The sequence below is a fragment of the Pseudomonas sp. LBUM1656 genome (genome assembly GCF_059716065.1).
Window position 1 is genome coordinate 4,695,473 of the sequence record NZ_CP166800.1, and the last position, 16,127, is coordinate 4,711,599.

17 protein-coding genes are annotated in these 16,127 nt (G+C 60.8%); 2 read left to right on the forward strand and 15 right to left on the reverse strand.

Going from position 1 to position 16,127, the window contains the following annotated elements; genetic code table 11:
- Nucleotides 1-54: 54 nt before the first annotated feature.
- The 12 genes from ACA072_RS21125 to ACA072_RS21180 all read right to left on the reverse strand — a co-directional run bounded on the left by ACA072_RS21125 (nucleotide 55) and on the right by ACA072_RS21180 (nucleotide 11,516).
- Nucleotides 55-645, reverse strand: coding sequence for a nucleotidyltransferase family protein (locus ACA072_RS21125; RefSeq protein ID WP_497620349.1), 591 nt, complete (start codon nucleotides 643-645; stop codon nucleotides 55-57).
- A complete protein-coding gene (locus ACA072_RS21130) occupies nucleotides 642-1,625 on the reverse strand; it encodes an XdhC family protein (protein WP_497620350.1) in 984 nt (327 codons plus the stop codon). Before ACA072_RS21130 ends, ACA072_RS21125 begins: the two co-directional genes overlap by 4 nt.
- Nucleotides 1,625-3,946, reverse strand: coding sequence for a xanthine dehydrogenase family protein molybdopterin-binding subunit (locus tag ACA072_RS21135; RefSeq protein ID WP_497620351.1), 2,322 nt, complete (start codon nucleotides 3,944-3,946; stop codon nucleotides 1,625-1,627). The genes ACA072_RS21130 and ACA072_RS21135 overlap by 1 nt, the downstream gene beginning before the upstream one ends.
- Nucleotides 3,943-4,413 (reverse strand): (2Fe-2S)-binding protein, encoded by a 471-nt coding sequence (locus ACA072_RS21140; protein ID WP_497620352.1) that lies wholly within the window; start codon nucleotides 4,411-4,413, stop codon nucleotides 3,943-3,945. Before ACA072_RS21140 ends, ACA072_RS21135 begins: the two co-directional genes overlap by 4 nt.
- Nucleotides 4,414-4,657: 244 nt before the next feature.
- The gene (gene murB / locus ACA072_RS21145; RefSeq protein WP_497620353.1) at nucleotides 4,658-5,677 is read right to left on the reverse strand and encodes a UDP-N-acetylmuramate dehydrogenase; all 1,020 of its coding nucleotides are present in this window, start codon (nucleotides 5,675-5,677) and stop codon (nucleotides 4,658-4,660) included.
- Complete coding sequence (locus ACA072_RS21150; RefSeq protein ID WP_497620354.1) at nucleotides 5,674-6,138, reverse strand: low molecular weight protein-tyrosine-phosphatase; 465 nt, start codon at nucleotides 6,136-6,138, stop codon at nucleotides 5,674-5,676. The genes murB and ACA072_RS21150 overlap by 4 nt, the downstream gene beginning before the upstream one ends.
- Entirely contained in the window at nucleotides 6,138-6,902 is a 765-nt protein-coding gene (gene kdsB, locus ACA072_RS21155) for a 3-deoxy-manno-octulosonate cytidylyltransferase (RefSeq protein ID WP_497620356.1), read from the reverse strand. Before kdsB ends, ACA072_RS21150 begins: the two co-directional genes overlap by 1 nt.
- Nucleotides 6,899-7,084 (reverse strand): Trm112 family protein, encoded by a 186-nt coding sequence (locus tag ACA072_RS21160; RefSeq protein ID WP_010461887.1) that lies wholly within the window; start codon nucleotides 7,082-7,084, stop codon nucleotides 6,899-6,901. Before ACA072_RS21160 ends, kdsB begins: the two co-directional genes overlap by 4 nt.
- Before the next feature lie 25 nt (nucleotides 7,085-7,109).
- A complete protein-coding gene (gene lpxK, locus ACA072_RS21165; protein ID WP_497620358.1) occupies nucleotides 7,110-8,120 on the reverse strand; it encodes a tetraacyldisaccharide 4'-kinase in 1,011 nt (336 codons plus the stop codon).
- Entirely contained in the window at nucleotides 8,120-8,551 is a 432-nt protein-coding gene (pocB, locus tag ACA072_RS21170; protein ID WP_109633873.1) for a flagellar polar localization protein PocB, read from the reverse strand. The genes lpxK and pocB overlap by 1 nt, the downstream gene beginning before the upstream one ends.
- Entirely contained in the window at nucleotides 8,548-9,183 is a 636-nt protein-coding gene (gene pocA / locus ACA072_RS21175; protein ID WP_162556235.1) for a flagellar polar localization protein PocA, read from the reverse strand. Before pocA ends, pocB begins: the two co-directional genes overlap by 4 nt.
- Nucleotides 9,184-9,281: 98 nt before the next feature.
- Complete coding sequence (locus ACA072_RS21180; RefSeq protein WP_497620360.1) at nucleotides 9,282-11,516, reverse strand: DNA internalization-related competence protein ComEC/Rec2; 2,235 nt, start codon at nucleotides 11,514-11,516, stop codon at nucleotides 9,282-9,284.
- 135 nt (nucleotides 11,517-11,651) lie between these two features.
- On the opposite strand from ACA072_RS21180, the gene ACA072_RS21185 reads away from it, so the two are divergent.
- Together ACA072_RS21185 and ACA072_RS21190 are read left to right on the forward strand one after the other, a co-directional pair.
- Nucleotides 11,652-12,170: a DUF2062 domain-containing protein gene (locus tag ACA072_RS21185; protein ID WP_497620362.1), complete on the forward strand. Its 519-nt coding sequence runs from the start codon at nucleotides 11,652-11,654 to the stop codon at nucleotides 12,168-12,170.
- Between the two features lie 120 nt (nucleotides 12,171-12,290).
- Complete coding sequence (locus ACA072_RS21190) at nucleotides 12,291-13,592, forward strand: transposase (protein WP_497618676.1); 1,302 nt, start codon at nucleotides 12,291-12,293, stop codon at nucleotides 13,590-13,592.
- A 61-nt stretch (nucleotides 13,593-13,653) separates the two neighbouring features.
- Here the strand turns inward: ACA072_RS21190 and ACA072_RS21195 are convergent, their stop codons facing one another.
- The 3 genes from ACA072_RS21195 to ACA072_RS21205 form a co-directional block, all read right to left on the reverse strand.
- Nucleotides 13,654-14,433 carry an ABC transporter permease gene (locus tag ACA072_RS21195; RefSeq protein WP_497620364.1) on the reverse strand — a complete coding sequence of 260 codons (780 nt, stop codon included), beginning with the start codon at nucleotides 14,431-14,433 and terminating at the stop codon, nucleotides 13,654-13,656.
- Nucleotides 14,430-15,362: an ABC transporter ATP-binding protein gene (locus tag ACA072_RS21200; protein ID WP_497620366.1), complete on the reverse strand. Its 933-nt coding sequence runs from the start codon at nucleotides 15,360-15,362 to the stop codon at nucleotides 14,430-14,432. Before ACA072_RS21200 ends, ACA072_RS21195 begins: the two co-directional genes overlap by 4 nt.
- A gap of 133 nt (nucleotides 15,363-15,495) precedes the next feature.
- Entirely contained in the window at nucleotides 15,496-16,119 is a 624-nt protein-coding gene (locus tag ACA072_RS21205) for a glutathione S-transferase family protein (RefSeq protein ID WP_497620368.1), read from the reverse strand.
- Nucleotides 16,120-16,127: the final 8 nt, after the last annotated feature.

Genomic DNA, 16,127 nt, shown 5'->3' on the forward strand with positions numbered 1-16,127 from the left:
GTGATCACACCGCCAATACAATGTGGGAGCGAGCCTGCTCGCGATGGCGGTGGATCAGGCGAAAACCAGCCTCTCTGGTGTATCCACATCCCACAACACCCCGGCATCATCCACCGGCACTTCAACCACCCGGCCCTGGGCAAACAACGGCTTGGCCCCATGATCACCCGACAACGCCATCAACCCCGGCCCAAAATCGCGACCGAACCCGACCGGATGCCCGTACTCACCCGCCTGCACCGGCACACTGACGCAATCATCAACAATCCCCGCCACCACCCGCTCAATACTCGCTGGCAAGATAAACGGCATATCCCCCAGCACAATCAACCAGCCACTGAGCTCTGGACACGCCTTCACCCCGGCCGCAATGCTGTCGCCCATCCCGGTCGACTCGACTTCCACAATCTCGAAGCCATACGCTTGAGCCATGCGCATCACTTGCGGGCGATCTTCGGTGGTCACCAGCACGCGTTTCCCAAGGCTGGCCGGCAAATTCACCAGCACGTGTTCGATCACCGAGCGAACAGCGCCATCGCGACCGGCACAGTCCGCCAGCAGCTTGTCCTTATCCTCTCCCGCCACCTGCCTGAAACGACTGCCCTGCCCCGCCGCCAGCACAATGACGCCGATGGACCCGCTCATACAACCTCCTGCAACGGCTTCTTCTGCTTGAGTTCGACGCCGTTCTTGATCGCCACAATCTCGGCCAGCAGCGACAAGGCGATTTCCGCCGGACTGTGGCTGCCGATGTGCAAACCGATCGGGCCGTGCAGCCGCTCGATGGCCTGTGGTGACAAGCCTAGCTGAGCCAGGTTTTCCCGACGCTTCTGGCTATTGACCCGCGAGCCCAACGCACCGACATAAAAAGCTTTGGAATCCAGCGCCGTCAGCAGCGCCATGTCATCCAGGCGCGGATCGTGGGTCAGGGCGACAATCGCTGTGCGTTCGTCAGTCTGGATGTTCAGCACCGCTTCATCCGGCATGCCCGAGACGAAACGGCCGTGCTGCTCTTCCCAGCCGTAGACGAACTCGCTGCGCGGATCGCAGATCAGCACTTCGAAGTCCAGCAGCCGCGCCATCTCGGCGACGTACCGGGACAGTTGCCCCGCACCGATCAGCAACAGCCGCCAACGCGGACCGTAGATGGCGCGCAGCGTGTTGCCATCGAAGCTCAGTACATCGCTTTTGTTCGCCGCCTGCAAAACTACTTCACCGGTCGCAATATCCAGCGAGCGAGCCACGATTTCATGATCCTCGCAGCGTGCCAGCAACTCAGCGACCCAATCCGGATCGCCGACCCGCTCCTCGGTCAGGCGCAACGTGCCGCCGCACGGCAAACCAAAGCGTGCGGCCTCCTCACGGGTGACGCCGTACGTGATCAGCTGCACCGGCGGCCCGTCAGGCGGAATCCGCCCATCGTGCAACCGGGCAATCAAATCATCCTCCACACACCCACCGGACACCGAGCCGATCACCACGCCATCTTCACGCAACGCCAGCATCGCGCCAGGCGCCCGGGGCGCGGTGCCCCAGGTCTGGACCACGCTGTACAACACCACCCGCTGACCGGCGCGGCGCCATTCCAGCACACTGCGCAGGACGTTCAGATCCGCGCTGTCCATCAGGCCTGGGCCTTCTGCCAACCTTGCAGCTGATAGCGAACCGGCAAACTGCGGATGCGCTGGCCAGTGGCGGCGAAGATCGCGTTACACAACGCCGGCGCAATCGGCGGCACGCCTGGCTCACCGACACCGCCCAACGGCACAACGCCCGGTGGCGTGACCAGATGCACTGCCACTTCCTTCGGCGCCAGTGACATGCGCGCCACTTCGTACATGTGGAAGTTGTCCTGCTGCACTTTGCCGTCCTTGAAGCTGATTTCCCCCACCACCGCATTGCCCAGGCCCATGACGCAGGCGCCCTCGAACTGAGCGCGAATCCGCTCGGGGTTGATCTGCGGACCGCAATCCACGGCAATGTCGGCCTTGTGCACGATCAGCGTGCCGTCATCTTTGACTTCGACCTCGATCACCGCCGCCACATAGGTAACGAAGCTGTAATGCACCGCCAGGCCCAAGCCACGGCCCTTGGGCAACTCACGCCCCCAACCGGCAGCCTTGGCGGCGGTTTCCAGCACGGTACGCATCCGCCCGGTGTCGATCGGATAACGCTCGGGGGATTCGCCGTAGTTCCACTCTTCGCTCAAAGTGCGCGGATCGATCTGACGGTCCGGGCCGAGCAATTTGATCTGGTACTTGAGAGGATCCTGTTTGGCCTTGTGCGCCAGTTCATCGACAAAGCTCTGGATCGCAAAGCCGTGGGGAATGTTCGACACCGAGCGGTACCAGCCGACCCGCGTATGGATCGCCGCTTCCGGGTTTTCCAGGCGCACGTTGGGAATCGCGTAAGCCATGTTGGTGAAGCCCATGCCCAATTCGAACGCCGCCTCGTGGTTCATGCCCGGGGCGAACAGCGCGGTGATGCTCGGGGCTACGGTGCGGTGCAACCAGCCGGATGGCAGGCCGTCCTTGTCCAGGCTGGCCTTCAGGTATTCGGCGGACACGGTGTGGAAGTAGGAGCAGTGGATGTCGTCTTCACGGGTCCATTGCACCCGCACGGCCTTGCCGGGGAACTCCTTGGCGAGGATCGCCGCTTCGATGATGAAGTCCGGTTTGGACTTGCGACCGAAACCGCCACCCAGCAAGGTGACATTGAACGTGACTTTATCGAATGGAATGCCGAGGCGTTCGCCAATTCGTTCGCGGGTGACTTGTGGCGCCTGACTCGGGGCCCAGGCTTCGCACACACCGTCCTTGAACCGGGCGATGGCAACCATCGGCTCCATCGGTGCCTGCGTCAGGTGTGGCAGGTAATAGGAGGCTTCGAGGGTGCTGCTGGCACCTTTCATGGCGTCGTCGATGTTGCCGGTATTGCGCACCACTTTGCCGGGTTTGAGGGAGGAGGCTTCCAGTTCCTTGCGGTAGGCAATCGAATCGTAACTGGCGTTGGGACCATCATCCCACTCGATTTTCAGCGCTTCGCGGCCCTTGATCGCGGCCCAGGTGTTGCTGGCCACAACGGCCACGCCACCCAATGGCTGGAACTCGGACGGCAGCGGACGGCCTTCGATCTGGATTACTTTGATCACGCCCGGGACTTTCATTGCGGCGCTGGAATCGACGGATTTGACCGTGCCGCCATAGACCGCCGGACGCGCAATCACCGCGTAGAGCATGCCGTCAAAATGCACGTCGGCCCCATAAATGGCGCGGCCATTGACGATGTCGACACCGTCGATAGCTTTGCTGCCTTCCTTGCCGATGTAGCGAAATTCCGACGGCTGCTTGAGCCGCAGACTGTCACGGGCCGGTACTGCCAGCGCACCCGCAGCGGCGGCCAGGGCGCCATAGCCCAGTTCACGGCCGGTTGGTTGGTGCACCACTTTGTGCAGCTGCGCATGGCACTCGCTGACCGGCACTTTCCACTGCTCGGCAGCCGCTTGTTCAAGCATGGTCCGCGCGGCCGCACCGCAACGACGCATCGGTTCGTACCAGTGACGCATGCTGCGCGAGCCATCGGTGTCCTGGTTACCGAAGCGAATTTCATCGCCTGGTGCCTGCTGCACTTTCATCATCGCCCAATCGGCGTCCAGCTCGTCAGCCACCACCATGGTCAGGCTGGTGCGCACACCCTGGCCCATTTCCGAACGGTTGCAGACCACCGTCACCATGCCGTCTGCGGCAATGCTGATGTAAACCTTCGGATCATCGACCCAGCCATTGGGCATGCCGTCGGCGCCGAATTTTTTCTCTTTTTCTTCAGCGAACGCATCTTGCCAGCCCCAACTGGCAACCAGAACTAACGCGCTGGTCGCACCGACGCCTTTAAGGAAGCCGCGGCGGCTGAGGTTGCTTAGCGCAAAGTCATTCGGTAACTGGCTCATGCCTTGGCCTCCTTCAGGTGAGTGGATGCCTGGCGGATGGCGGTCTTGATGCGGTTATAAGTGCCGCACCGGCAAATATTGCCGACCATCGCCTCTTCGATCTGGGCGTCGCTGGGATTCGGGTTGGTCTTGAGCAGCGCAGTCGCCGACATGATCTGCCCGCCCTGACAGAAACCGCATTGGGCCACGGCGGTGTCGAGCCAGGCTTGTTGCACGATTTGCCCGACCGGGTCGGCGTGCAAGTTATCGATGGTGGTGACGTTCTGGCCGACCACCGAACCGATGGGCGTAATGCAACTGCGCGCCGGAGCGCCTTCGATATGAATGGTGCAGGCACCACACAGGCCCATGCCGCAGCCGAATTTGGTGCCGTTGTAACCGGCCACGTCGCGGATCGCCCAGAGCAGCGGCATGTCCTCGGTGACGTCGAGTTGATGGTCTTGACCATTGAGCTTCAGGGTAATCATGGGCACGCCCGCATAGTTGTTTGTTATGGGGTCGAGCAATCTGCCGCCAGGGGGTGGCGGTTGGCATCACGCAGATCGGCTCAGGCTAGTGAGGCTCTCTTATGCGGACGATTGCGTCAGCATCGGGCCTTTGGTGGAGCAAACGTTTGCATCGTTAGGGGGCTAAGTTAACCCAGCATTAACAAAAAAGCCCTGCACAGTTGATGCTGTGCAGGGCTTTGAGATCAGTCATTAAAGCGTAGCCTCAATACTGATTCGGCTCCATTTCCAGGTCGACTTTGAAACGTTCCGAAATGTCTTTCTGAATGCGCTGCGCCAGGTTCAGCAATTGCAGGCCGGTGGCGCTGCCGTAGTTGACCAGCACCAGTGCCTGCAACTTATGCACGCCGGCATCGCCGTCACGAAAGCCTTTCCAACCGGCTCGCTCGATCAACCAGCCCGCCGCCAGCTTCATCTGCCCATCGGGTTGCGCGTAGGCCACCAGATCCGGGTATTCCGTTTTCAGCTGTGCGACCAGCGCGGCCGGCACCAGAGGGTTCTTGAAGAAGCTGCCGGCATTGCCAAGGACAGCCGGGTCCGGGAGCTTTTCGTTACGAATGCTGCAGATGGCCTCACTAACATCGGTGGCGGTCGGGTGATCGATGCCTTGCTCGGTCAGGCGCTGGCGAACCGGGCCGTACTCCAGGTGCAGATGCGCGGCGCGATCCAGCGTGAAACGCACGCGCAGGATCAACCAGCGCCCCGGATCCTGTTTGAACAGGCTGTCACGGTAGGCGAAGTTGCATTCTTCCAGGGTGAAATCCCGCAGCTCGCCGGTCTGGCGGTCCAGCGCAGTCAGCCCAGCGAACACGTCCTTGATCTCGACACCATAAGCGCCGATGTTCTGCATTGGCGCAGCGCCCACGGTGCCGGGAATCAGGCTGAGGTTCTCCAGCCCCGACAACCCCTGCGCCAGGGTGTGCTGCACAAACGGATGCCAAGGTTCGCCGGCCTCGGCTTCGATCACGACCTTGCTGCCGTCATCGCTCAGGATCCGAATCCCGCGAGTGGCCATGCGCAACACCAGTGCCTGGACATCAGCCGTCAGCAGCAAGTTGCTGCCGCCACCGATCACCAGCAATGGCACGTCATGGGCCGACGCATACGCAAGGGCTTCTCGCACATCGGCGTCGCTGTGGGCCTCGGCGAACAACCGGGCCTGAACGTCGACACCAAAGCTATTGAACGGCTTGAGCGAAACCCGGGGTTGAACCTGCAAACTCATAACCGTCCCTTCAATTCGATCACCAGCCGATCACTGGCGCGTTCGATCAGGTCCAGCACCTGCTCGAAACCCTGGTCGCCGTCGTAATACGGATCCGGCACTTCATCGACGCCCGACTCGTAGCGACGCAGGAACAGGTCCAGTTCGGCCCTGCCCTTGGCCGGTTGCAGGGCCTTGAGGTGGCGCAGGTTGCTGTTGTCCATCGCCAGAATCAGGTCGTAGGCGGTGAAATCGGCGCGGGTCACTTGCTGGGCACGCTGGGCGGACAGGTCGTAACCGCGCAGTCTGGCGGCGGCCTGGCTGCGCTTGTCCGGTGCCTTGCCAACATGCCAGTCGCCGGTGCCGGCGGAGGCGACTTCGATGTGATCGGCCAGCCCCGCTTCGCGCAATTTATGCCGCAACACCCCTTCGGCCGTCGGAGAACGGCAGATGTTGCCCAGGCATACGAACAGAACGCGCATCAGGCCTCCAGCAGGCGACGAACGCGCTCAAGGTCTTCGACGGTGTCGACGCCGGTGGGCGGTGCGATCAAGGCGTCGGCGACGTGAATCCGCACGCCGTGCCACAGGGCACGCAGCTGTTCCAGGGATTCGGTGTTTTCCAGCCAGCACGGGCCCCAGCTGACGAAGTCCTGCAGGAAACCGGCGCGGTAGGCATAAATGCCGATGTGGCGGCGATACGGTACGCCTTCAGGCAATTGCTCGCGGCTTTTGGCGAACGCGTCCCGGGCCCACGGCAAGGTGGCGCGACTGAAAGTCAGCGCCAGGCCATTGAGGTCGCTGACGACCTTGACCACGTTGGGATTGAACAGGGTTTCGACGTCTTCGATCGGCTCGGCCAGGGTGGCCATGCGCGCTTCGGTGTGCGCCGCCAGATTGGCCGCGACCTGATCGATCACGCTCGGCGGGATCAGCGGCTCGTCCCCCTGGACGTTGACCACGATGGCGTCGGCGGCCAGGCCCAGTTTCGCGGCGACTTCCGCCAGGCGATCGGTACCGGAGTTGTGATCTTCGCGGGTCAGCACCACTTCGGCGCCAAAACCTTTGCAGGCCTCGACGATGCGCGCGTCGTCAGTGGCGACCACCACACGTTCGGCGCTGCTTTTGCTCGCCTGTTCCCAGACATGCTGGATCATCGGCTTGCCGGCGATCAGCAGCAGCGGTTTGCCCGGCAGGCGGGTGGAGGCATAACGCGATGGAATGACAACGGTAAAGGCTGTGGTCATTTATCCAGACGCTCGTCGGTGGTCAGGGTGCGTGCTTCGGTTTCGAGCATCACCGGGATGCCGTCGCGAATCGGGTAAGCCAGGCCGGCGCCCTTGCTGATCAGCTCGGTCTTGTCGGCGCTGAGCTTGAGCGGGCCTTTGGTGACCGGGCAAGCGAGGATATCGAGCAATTTGGTGTCCATGAGCATTCCCTGGATTAGAACGGAGTTAAGGCAAAAGACGAGCCGGCAACAGGCGCATCAGCTGCGTATCGAACCAGGCCACGAAGGCCGGCGATGGCGCAGCATCGACCGCCAGGTACCACCAATCGGAGGCGGCGAAGGCACGGCACTTCACCGCGTCCTTTTCAGTCATCACCAACGGCAATGACGGTGTGAAATTCAAGGCCTGCACGCTGTACTCGGCGTGGTCGGCAAACGCATGCGGCACTGGCTGCCAGTGTAGCGTTTCGAGGGTCGTGAAGAAACGCTGCGGATTGCCGATCCCGGCCACGGCGTGCAATGCCTGACCTGCGGGGAAGTGGTCGAGGGGACGACGTTCACCGCTTTGCAGGTTGATCAGTTCGGTGGGTTGCAACTGGAAGGCAAAACCGTCTTCGCGATCATTGGCGGCGCCGTTGTACAGCACCGCGTCGACGCTTTGCAGGCGTTCGATCGGTTCACGCAAGGGGCCGGCCGGAAGGCAGCGTTTGTTGCCCAGGCCTCGGGCGGCATCGATCAGCACCAGTTCCAGGTCACGGGCCAGTCGGTAATGCTGCATGCCGTCATCGGACAGAATCAGGTCCAGCGGCTCACTCGCCAGCAACGCTTTGACGGCACTGCTGCGATCCGGGTCGATCATCAACGGCACGCCGGTGCGCTGGACGATCAACAGCGGTTCGTCGCCGGCAATGTCCGCGCTCTGATCGGCTTCGACGCGCCACGGCAATTGTGGCGGCTTGGCGCCGTAACCCCGACTGACCACGCCGACCCGCAAGCCGCTGCGCTGGCAGTGCTGGATCATCCACAAAATCAGCGGTGTCTTGCCGGTGCCGCCAACGGTGATGTTGCCGACCACGATCAGCGGCACGGGCGGCTGATAGATCTCGCCCTCGCCCGCCAGAAAGCGCTTGCGCTTGTTCATGACCACGCGCCGATACAGCCACTCCAGTGGCTGTAACAGCTTCAGGGCCGGATGACCTTGGTACCACGCGGCGAGCAAGCGATCGGACATGGCCATCAGGGCGCGGGCGGTGCCGCTTCGACCGTGGTCATGCGCAAGTGGCTGAAACCCAGCTTGCCGGCGGCGTCCATGGCGGTGATGACCGACTGATGCTGGGTCTTGCCGTCAGCGCTGATCGACAGCGGCAAATTGGTATCGCCGTTGGATTCTTTCTGCAACGCGTCCATCAATGTGGCCAGGTCGTTCTTCGGCAATACCTGATTGTTCACCGAGAACGCGCCTTCGGCACTGATGGCCACGTCCAGATGCTTGACCTGCTGGTCTTCAGCGGGCGAACCGCTGACCGCTTCCGGCAGATCGACACGCAACTGGGTTTCACGGGTAAACGTCGTGGTGACCACGAAAAACAGCAGCAGGATAAACACCACGTCGATCAGCGACGCGAGGTTGATGTCCACCGTTTCCCGCGGTTTGCGGCGGAATTTCACGCTTTGCCCTCGGCCAGGTCCACATCACGGTCGCCCTGCACCACCTCGACCAGTTTGATCGCTTCCTGCTCCATGCCCACCACCAGCTCATCGATGCGACGCTGCAGGAATCGATGAAAGAAGACTGCCGGGATACCGACCATCAGGCCGGCGGCCGTGGTGATCAGCGCCTTGGAAATACCGCCCGCCAGCACCGCGGCATTGGTGCCCATGCCGGTGCCCATAAACGCACTGAAAATATCAATCATGCCCAGCACCGTGCCCAACAGGCCCAACAACGGGGCCATGGCGGCGATGGTGCCCAACGCATTGATGTAGCGCTCGAGTTCATGAATCACCCGCGCGGCGGCTTCTTCGATGCACTCTTTCATGATCTCGCGACCATGCTTGGAGTTGGCAAGGCCCGCCGCCAGGATCTCGCCCAACGGAGAGTTGGCGCGCAGTTCCTTGAGTTTTTCTTTATTGAGCTGCTTGTCCTTGATCCACACCCAGACCTGCCCGAGCAAATGCTCCGGGGTCACACGGCTGGCTCGCAGGGTCCAGAGACGCTCGGCGACAATCGCCATGGCCGCGATGGAACTCAAAATGATCGGCAGCATCATCCAGCCGCCGGATTTGACCAATTCCCACACAGTGACAGTCCCCTCGAAAAAGTGCGCCACTCTAACATAGGGGCTGGATGCACCGAAGACCGTGATGTCGCATCCGGTCGGGCTTTCATAACTTGTGGTTATGGGTCGGGCGGTGGCGGATCGCGCCAGAAATACCGTTCCAGACGCATCGTCCATGGCGGCTTGAAGCGTCCCAGTTGCAGACGAATGGCGCCATGCGCGGCGCTGTCATAGATCGCCATTGCGCGTTTTCGATAGCGCGCCATGACCGTGGGATGCGGGTGACCAAAGGAATTGCCCTGACCCCGGGAAATCAGCACAGCCCTGGGTTGTATCGCGGCGAGCAGCGCCATCGAGGAGGAACTGCGGCTACCGTGGTGCGGTGACTGCAGCCAATCGGTCGGCACGGCGAGCGGGCTGTCGAGCAGCGCCCGTTCGGCAGCGGCATCAATGTCGCCGGTCAACAGCAATCGCTCGCCATTGGCTTCGATCTGCAGGACACAGGACTTTTGATTGCTGTCGTGGGCGGATGTCCATTGCCAGAGCTGGAAGTTCACACCGTCCCAGGTCCATTGCCGGCCGCTTTCACAGCCCTCGGCTTGCAGTTCGAGCGGCAGCGCCTCGGGATCTCCGCTCAGGACCCGCGCCACCGGTAATCCGTTAACTACCGCGCGTGCGCCACCGGCGTGATCGGCATCGGCGTGGCTGATGAGCATCAGGTCGATCCCGGCCACGCCCAGTTTGCGCAATGACGGCAACACCACCCGCTCGCCAAGGTCGAAATCACCAAAACGCGGCCCGGTGTCGTACAGCAATGTGTAATGGCGGGTGCGCACGAGGATGGCCAGGCCCTGGCCGACGTCCAGTTGCCAGACTTCGGCGGTGCCTTCGGCAAGCATCGGGCGAGGTGGAAAAACCAGCAACAACAGCAGCGGCCAACCCAACGGGCGCAACGGCACACCGCTGGGCAGTAATAGAAGAAAGGCCCCCAGCATGCCAAGCGCCCAAATCCACACCGGCACCGCGACCGGGACCCAGGCGGGTAATCGCCCGGCCATCAATGCCAGCCCCTTGAACAACAGGTCGACCAGACCGCCCGCCAACCACAGCAATCCCTCGCCCACATAAGGAATGGGCAACAACAAGGTCCCGAGCAAAGCCGGCGGCAATACCACCAGACTGACCCAGGGCACCGCCAGCAAATTGGCCACCGGCCCGGTAACGCTGATCGGTAATCCGAGTATCAACAGCAATGGGCACAAACCGATTGCGATCAGCCATTGCGCTCGGGTCCAGGTTTGCCACCAGCGCCAGGGGCCCAGACGTCCCCCGAAGGTGAAGATCAACACCGCCACCGCAGCGAAGGACAACCAGAAACCCGGCTGCAGGCTCGCCAGCGGGTCGAGCACTAAAACGCCGTTGAGCGCCAGCAACAGCGGCCACCAGGCACCGAGATGACGAAAACGCAGACGCCACAACAGCACCAGTCCAATCATCAGGCAGGCCCGACGCACCGGCACCTCAAAACCGGCCAGCAATCCGTAACCCAGCGCAGCCGCAAACGCCAGTCCGCAGGCCCATGGCAGCCAGGGCAAACGGCTCGGCCACAGACCATAGCGAGCCAGCCCGGCGATCAGCAGATACACCAGCCCCGCCAGCAGCCCGATGTGCTGTCCGGAAATCACCAGCAGGTGCACGGTGCCGGTGTCTTGCAGCACCTGCCAATCCTCGCGGCTCAGCCCGCCGCCGTCGCCCAATACCAAGGCCGTCAGCGCCCCTGTCCGGCCTTGGGCATCTACCGCCTGCAAGCGTTGGCGAATGCTGTCGCGCCACGCCCATTGGGCGGCGGCCAGCCGCTGGCCATCCTTGACTGTCCCGGTAGCGCCGATGCGTTGCGCCAGCAGCCAGGCGTCGTAATCGAAGGCATGCGGGTTGAGCAGCCCGGCAGGACGCTTCAATTTGACCGCCAGTCGCCAGCGTTCGCCACTGTTGACGGGTGGTCCGTCATACCAGGCAAGACGCAAATGCCGGGGCAGCCGCGTGCTTCGGGACTGACTGTCAGTCAGCACGAAGCGCACCACCCCTTCGGCATTCTGTGGCAGGCCCGTCACCCGACCTTCGACCCAGCGAGTCTCGCCATCGAGCTTCAGCGGCAGGCGATCATCCAGCGCCCATTGCGCACTCGCGCACGCCCAACTGAAGCCGAACAGGAAAAACGCCAACGGGTAAGTCCGAAACGGCAGCAGCATCAAACCCACGACAGGCAGCACCATCCATAACCAGACCGGCGGTAAAACCGGTAAAAAACGCAGGGCCAGCAGACCCAACGCCAGCGCCATCATCCCTGTGCGCATACGCCCGTCCTTGAGAGTCCCACCCTAGGCATAGCTGCCCGAACGCACGCGCACGGTTATTAATTGTCACAAAGTCTGAATGGGCGGTTCATAGAATCCAGACATACTTGCCGCCTTAACCGACCGAGAAGCCTTATGCCCCGGCGCTTATTCAAACGTTACATGCCAGACCCGACCAGCATCAGGGAACACAAATCCTTACGCTTTCTCGGCACCCTGCTGCATGACCCGAACCTCTGGCACCTCAACCGTCACTCGGTCGCCCGGGCCATGGCGGTGGGTCTGTTCGCGGCCTTCCTGCCCATTCCGTTGCAGATGCTGGTCGCAGCCGTCCTTGCGATCGTGGTCCGGGGCAACATGCCCATTGCGGTCAGCCTGGTCTGGCTGACCAACCCGATCACCATGCCGGCGGTGTTCTTCTGCACTTATCAGACGGGAGCGTGGTTGATGGATGTACCGGCCAGGCATTTGCCGGACGAGCTGACCTGGGAATGGATCAGCGGCGAACTGTCTACCTTGTGGCAACCGTTTTTGTTGGGATCGGTGGTGACGGGGCTGGTGCTGGGTGCCCTCGCCTATTGCCTGGTGATGATGTATTGGCGGTGGTGGGTCAGCCGGCAGTGGAAGCGGCGCAAGAAAAACCGAATGCAATAAATGCAAAACGGCCTCCCATTGGAGGCCGTTTTTTTTGTGGTGCCTGAGCAGGCGCTATCGCGGCATCGGTATCTACACATCTCCCGATCCTGGTCTATAAAAGGACGGCATGGATATCAAATGACCGGGCTAGATGCCCGACTGGCAAAACGATACGACGAGTTAGTCATGGGACACAGTAATGGATTACCGGCGCTGGCCGCCGGGATGAAAGCCTTGCCGCGAAGCGACAAGGCTTTTGCACAGACGCAAGCCCTTTGGCGATTTTTGAGCAATGACCGAGTCAGGCCCGTTGATCTGGTTAAACCGCTGCTGGCGTTGGCCCACGAAGGCTGTCGGGACGACTGTGATGACTATGCCTTGGTCATGCATGACTGGTCTCGGCTCAATTACATGCACCACCACAGCAAGGCTGATCGCCTGCAAATGACCCACCGGGGCGACATCGGTTACGAGCTGCAAAGCAGTCTGCTAGTCACGGATCGTGACGGTGCACCGATCTGTACTCCTGCTCAGAATCTAGCGACCAGGGACGGCGTGCTCAGCACGCGAACCGAAGAAGTGCTGGCCCCTGAAAAACATCTGGATGAGCTAACCGCTCGTATTGCTTGGTTGGAGCAGCAAAAATTTGCCAAGCCTCTGGTCCATATTGTGGATCGAGAAGCTGACTCTGTGGCTCACATGAGGCAGTGGCAAGCTGAGAACTGGAACTGGCTGTTACGCGTAAAAGCGGGCTCTACAGCGAGTTATGAAGGCCAATCTCAGCCGCTAAGCCAGATCGGCAAGGGGCTCATTTACAAAGAAACCCGCAAGGTTGAATACAAAGGCAAGCCCGCGATTCAATGGATCGGGGAAACCTCGGTCGTACTGACTCGCAAAGCTCAGCCGTTTCTCAAAGACAGAACCGAGCGCAAGACGCGGCATAAATCTGGAGAGCCATTACCGGCGCGGTTGATCGTTAGCCGAATCACGGGGGCGGACGGTCATTTGCTGGCCGAATGGTATTTGCTGAGCAACCTTGAACAAGAGGTCGCGGGTGAACGATTGGCGCTCTGGTATTACTGGCGCTGGCGTATCGAGTCCTACTTCAAACTGCTTAAAGGGGGTGGGCATCAGCTAGAAAACTGGCAGCAAGAGAGCGGTGAAGCCGTGTTCAAACGGCTGCTGATCGCTAGTCAGGCGTGTGCAGTTAGTTGGCGTCTGATGCGGGCAGAGGGTGAGTTTGCTGAGCAAACACGGGACTTTTTGGTCCGTCTGTCCGGTCGGCAGATGAAGCGCTCGCAGCCGGTAACGGCTTCTGCGGTGCTGGCCGGTTTGTACATGCTGTTGGCCATGTGCGAGACGCTGGAGCAATACACTCCCCAGGAACTGGCGGGTTTTGCTAAAGAAGCCATCGGCTGGGTGGCCAGCCGAAGACTTTAGAGATGTGTAGATACCGATGGCTATCGCGGGCAAGCCCGCGATGAAGTCGACTAGGTCTTTCTTAAGTACGCATCCCGCGCCCACTCACCAGCAACCGTGCGCAGCCGATGTACAACACAACCGTCGCCACCAGCATGAAGGTAATCGCCACGCTGATCCTGATGTCCGAAACGCCAAGAATGCCGTAGCGGAAGGCGTTGACCATGTGCAACACCGGGTTCGCCAGGGACACGGTCTGCCAGAACGGAGGCAGCAAGCTGATCGAGTAGAACACCCCGCCCAGGTACGTCAGTGGCGTCAGCACGAAAGTCGGGATGATCGAGATGTCATCGAAGTTGCGTGCAAACACGGCGTTGATGAAGCCCAGCAGCGAGAAGATCGTCGCCGTCAGCACCACCACCAGAATGGTCACGCCCAGGTGATGCACCTGCAAATCGGTGAAAAACAACGACAGCAGCGTCACGATGACCCCGACCATTAACCCGCGCAGCACCCCGCCCAAGGTGTAGCCGATCAGAATCGTATGGGGTGACACCGGAGACACCATCAATTCCTCGATGGAGCGCTGGAACTTGCTGCCAAAGAAACTCGAGACCACGTTGCCGTATGAGTTGGTGATCACCGACATCATGATCAGGCCCGGCACGATGTACTCCATGTAGGTGAAACCACCCATGCCACCAATCTGCTTACCGATCAGGTTACCGAAGATCACGAAGTACAGAACCATGGTGATCGCCGGCGGCAGCAGGGTCTGCGGCCAGATCCGGGTAAAGCGCTTCACCTCGCGGTAAACGATGGTGTTGAGGGCAACGAGGTTGGGTTGCAGCTCGGAACTCATACCGCCACCTTCGACAGATTTTTCTCCACCAGGGACACGAACAACTCCTCGAGGCGATTGGTTTTGTTGCGCAGGCTCAGGACTTCGATGTTCTGCTGCGCCAGTTGAGTGAACAGCGCAGTGATGCCCATAGCCTTGTCGACCTGAACTTCAAGGGTGTGGCCGTCCAGCAGCTTGGTCGGGTAACCGAGCAACTGCGGCGCGACGCTCAGCGTGTTCTTGAGGTCGAGCAGGAAGGTTTCCACATGCAGCTGGCCGAGCAGCTGTTTCATGCTGGTGTTCTCGACAATGGTGCCGTGGTCGATGATGCCAATGTTGCGGCACAACTGCTCAGCCTCTTCCAGATAGTGGGTGGTGAGGATGATGGTGATGCCTTTCTGGTTCAGCTCGGTGAGGAAGCTCCACATCGAGCGACGCAGTTCGATGTCCACCCCCGCGGTCGGTTCATCGAGGATCAGCAGGCGCGGTTCGTGAACCAGTGCGCGGGCGATCATCAGTCGACGCTTCATGCCGCCGGACAACGAACGGGAGGGCACATCGCGCTTGTCCCACAGGCCGAGCTGGGTCAAGTACTGCTCGGCGCGTTCCTTGGCAATCTTCGGCGGAATGCCGTAGTAACCGGCCTGGGTCACGACGATGTCGAAGGTTTTTTCGAACTGGTTGAAGTTGAATTCCTGGGGTACCACGCCGATGGAGCGCTTGAGCTGCGCAGGATTTTTGTCCAGGTCGTGACCGAAGATATTCACGGTGCCGCTGGTCTTGTTCACCAGGGTCGAGAGTATGCCGATGGTCGTGGATTTGCCGGCACCGTTAGGGCCGAGCAAAGCGAAAAAGTCACCTTCGGCGACGTCCAGATCGATACCACTCAGGGCCTGGAAACCGTTGCCGTAGGTTTTGGTTAGCTGCCGGATGGACAGAGCGGAACTCATATCGGATTTACGCACCAAGAAGGGAAGAAAGGGATAACTAAGGGCGGGCGGCGAGCAATGCAACCGCGGCGCGTGAGCGCAATGGTGCTTGTCGCCGCCACACAAGTACAGTCAAGTGTGTCGATAGTGAGTATTAAGTCAACGCGGTCATAACGGCTTTTTTATACGCCGGGCGTTGTTTCAGCCGTGCGTACCAGGCTTCAAGATTGGGCTGCGGTGCGCGCTCGATCGGCATCTCGAACCAGGCATAAATGAAACTGCCAAGGGGGATGTCGCCCATGCCGATTTCGTCGCCGGACAGATACGGCTTGGCCGCCAATGCCTGGTCGGCCGTTGCCAACAAGTCATCGCATTCCTTGATCGCAGCATTGATGGCGGGCCAGTCCTGTTTGTCTTCCGGTGTGCGCAACACGCCCCAGAACACGGTGCGGAACGGACCGGAAAAACTTGAGGTGGTCCAGTCCATCCACTTGTCAGCGGCGGCGCGGGCTTTCAGATCCGCCGGATACCAGGCCGTGTCATCGGCGTGACTGGCCATGAGATAACGCACGATGGCGTTCGATTCCCAGAGCACGAAGCCGTCGTCTTCGATCACCGGCACGCGGCCGTTTGGATTCATCGCCCGGTATTCCGGCGTATCGACTACACCAAAGGCGCCACCTGCATCGATGGCTTCATAGGCCAGCCCCAGTTCCTCGGCGGCCCACAATGGCTTTCTGACATTCGACGAATTTTTCCGACCCCAGATCTTCAGCATGACCGCCT

What these genes read in the sequence shown, in the direction of transcription:
- ACA072_RS21125 (WP_497620349.1), bottom strand. Translation starts at nt 645, where the DNA reads ATGAGCGGGTCCATCGGCGTCATTGTGCTGGCGGCGGGGCAGGGCAGT.
- ACA072_RS21130 (WP_497620350.1), bottom strand. Translation starts at nt 1,625, where the DNA reads ATGGACAGCGCGGATCTGAACGTCCTGCGCAGTGTGCTGGAATGGCGC.
- ACA072_RS21135 (WP_497620351.1), bottom strand. Translation starts at nt 3,946, where the DNA reads ATGAGCCAGTTACCGAATGACTTTGCGCTAAGCAACCTCAGCCGCCGC.
- ACA072_RS21140 (WP_497620352.1), bottom strand. Translation starts at nt 4,413, where the DNA reads ATGATTACCCTGAAGCTCAATGGTCAAGACCATCAACTCGACGTCACC.
- murB (WP_497620353.1), bottom strand. Translation starts at nt 5,677, where the DNA reads ATGAGTTTGCAGGTTCAACCCCGGGTTTCGCTCAAGCCGTTCAATAGC.
- ACA072_RS21150 (WP_497620354.1), bottom strand. Translation starts at nt 6,138, where the DNA reads ATGCGCGTTCTGTTCGTATGCCTGGGCAACATCTGCCGTTCTCCGACG.
- kdsB (WP_497620356.1), bottom strand. Translation starts at nt 6,902, where the DNA reads ATGACCACAGCCTTTACCGTTGTCATTCCATCGCGTTATGCCTCCACC.
- ACA072_RS21160 (WP_010461887.1), bottom strand. Translation starts at nt 7,084, where the DNA reads ATGGACACCAAATTGCTCGATATCCTCGCTTGCCCGGTCACCAAAGGC.
- lpxK (WP_497620358.1), bottom strand. Translation starts at nt 8,120, where the DNA reads ATGGCCATGTCCGATCGCTTGCTCGCCGCGTGGTACCAAGGTCATCCG.
- ACA072_RS21180 (WP_497620360.1), bottom strand. Translation starts at nt 11,516, where the DNA reads ATGCGCACAGGGATGATGGCGCTGGCGTTGGGTCTGCTGGCCCTGCGT.
- ACA072_RS21185 (WP_497620362.1), top strand. Translation starts at nt 11,652, where the DNA reads ATGCCCCGGCGCTTATTCAAACGTTACATGCCAGACCCGACCAGCATC.
- ACA072_RS21190 (WP_497618676.1), top strand. Translation starts at nt 12,291, where the DNA reads ATGACCGGGCTAGATGCCCGACTGGCAAAACGATACGACGAGTTAGTC.
- ACA072_RS21195 (WP_497620364.1), bottom strand. Translation starts at nt 14,433, where the DNA reads ATGAGTTCCGAGCTGCAACCCAACCTCGTTGCCCTCAACACCATCGTT.
- ACA072_RS21200 (WP_497620366.1), bottom strand. Translation starts at nt 15,362, where the DNA reads ATGAGTTCCGCTCTGTCCATCCGGCAGCTAACCAAAACCTACGGCAAC.
- ACA072_RS21205 (WP_497620368.1), bottom strand. Translation starts at nt 16,119, where the DNA reads ATGCTGAAGATCTGGGGTCGGAAAAATTCGTCGAATGTCAGAAAGCCA.